At 67.5% G+C, this 1728-nt stretch carries 1 protein-coding gene and 2 pseudogenes; 2 read left to right on the plus strand and 1 reads right to left on the minus strand.

Annotated features, from left to right (window positions below; genetic code table 11):
• Nucleotides 1–627: SDR family NAD(P)-dependent oxidoreductase (locus tag A5701_RS24300; protein ID WP_067748537.1), on the minus strand; the 627-nt coding region annotated here is incomplete at its 3' end.
• Nucleotides 628–787: 160 nt separating this feature from the next.
• Between A5701_RS24300 and A5701_RS29095 the strand changes: the two are divergent.
• Together A5701_RS29095 and A5701_RS24310 are read left to right on the plus strand one after the other, a co-directional pair.
• Nucleotides 788–1072 (plus strand): annotated as a pseudogene (locus tag A5701_RS29095) (AMP-binding protein); the annotation flags it as partial.
• Between the two features lie 86 nt (nucleotides 1073–1158).
• A pseudogene (locus A5701_RS24310) lies at nucleotides 1159–1728 on the plus strand (SDR family NAD(P)-dependent oxidoreductase); the annotation flags it as partial.

Here is a 1728-nt window from a genome sequence, read left to right on the forward strand (position 1 = left end):
TTCCCCCATGATGTTCTCGGTCATCCGCGTCCGTGCGATGGGGGCGATAGCGTTGATGGCGATGCCGTTGCGGGCACCTTCGATGGCGAGAACGTGCATCATGCCGATGAGGCCCATCTTGGCCGCGCCGTAGTTGGCTTGACCGAAGTTCCCGAAAAGTCCGGTGCCGGAAGTGGTCTGAACGATCCGTCCGTAATTCTGTGCCCGCATGATCGGCCACACGGCCCGCGTCACGTTGAATGCGCCGGCGAGGTGTACCGATATGACCGCATCAACCTGCTCGGCGGTCATGTTCTTGAAAGCCGCGTCGCGCAGAATCCCCGCGTTGTTCACCAGAATATCGACCCGGCCGAAGGCGTCCATGGCCGTTGCCACGATCGCGGCGCCGCCGTCCTCGGTGGCCACCGAGTCCCCGTTGGCGACCGCGGTGCCGCCCGCGGCTGTGATCTCGTCGACCACGGCCTGGGCCGCCGACGTCGACGCGCCGCTGCCGTCCACGGCGCTGCCCAGGTCGTTGACCACGACGCGGGCACCGCGCCGTGCGAGCTCGAGGGCGTGACAGCGGCCAAGCCCGCCACCGGCGCCGGTGACGATGGCCACCTGGTTATCGAAAGTCATTGACTGCATAGGTGAGAGGTTACATTTACTCAATCGAGAGCAGTAATTTGCATTGGAGGGGACATCCATGGGCGGCCCGACTGAACTGCTGCCGCATGCGCGTCGGCGCGCCGAGGCGCTGCGGCCCCGGTACCGCGCCGCCGGCCTGTGGACCGGGGAACCGTTCGACATGGTGCGCTCCGCAGCCGCCCGGCATCCCGGCCGTCCAGCGGTGGTGGACCGAGGCGCCGAACTCACCTACGGCGAGCTGGACGAGCGCATCGATTCGGCCGCCGTGGCCATGGCAGACGCCGGTGTCGTGCCGGGCAGCGCGATCGTCTTGGTGGTCGGCAACGACGTTGACTCGGTGGTCGCGATCCACGCGGCGTTGCGGGCGGATGCGATGGTGCTGCTCGTGCCGCGTAGTGCCGGGGCCAAACACGTCGCCGACATTCTCACCCGCACCCGGGCGCGGCTCGGCGCGGCGCCGAACTGGACGGCGGTCTCCGAGCCGGAATTATCCGGGCTGTGCCGTTGGATCGAACTCGGTGCCGGTGAGCGCTTGGCCGCTGTCACGCCCTCGAGCTCGCACGGCGCGGTGCCCGCGTCGTGGTCAACGACCTGGGCAGCGCCGTGGACGGCAGCGGCGCGTCGACGTCGGCGGCCCAGGCCGTGGTCGACGAGATCACAGCCGCGGGCGGCACCGCGGTCGCCAACGGGGACTCGGTGGCCACCGAGGACGGCGGCGCCGCGATCGTGGCAACGGCCATGGACGCCTTCGGCCGGGTCGATATTCTGGTGAACAACGCGGGGATTCTGCGCGACGCGGCTTTCAAGAACATGACCGCCGAGCAGGTTGATGCGGTCATATCGGTACACCTCGCCGGCGCATTCAACGTGACGCGGGCCGTGTGGCCGATCATGCGGGCACAGAATTACGGACGGATCGTTCAGACCACTTCCGGCACCGGACTTTTCGGGAACTTCGGTCAAGCCAACTACGGCGCGGCCAAGATGGGCCTCATCGGCATGATGCACGTTCTCGCCATCGAAGGTGCCCGCAACGGCATCGCCATCAACGCTATCGCCCCCATCGCACGGACGCGGATGACCGAGAACATCATGGGGGAA

This window comes from Mycobacterium sp. E3305 (genome assembly GCF_001666785.1).
Taxonomy (GTDB): Bacteria; Actinomycetota; Actinomycetes; order Mycobacteriales; family Mycobacteriaceae; genus Mycobacterium.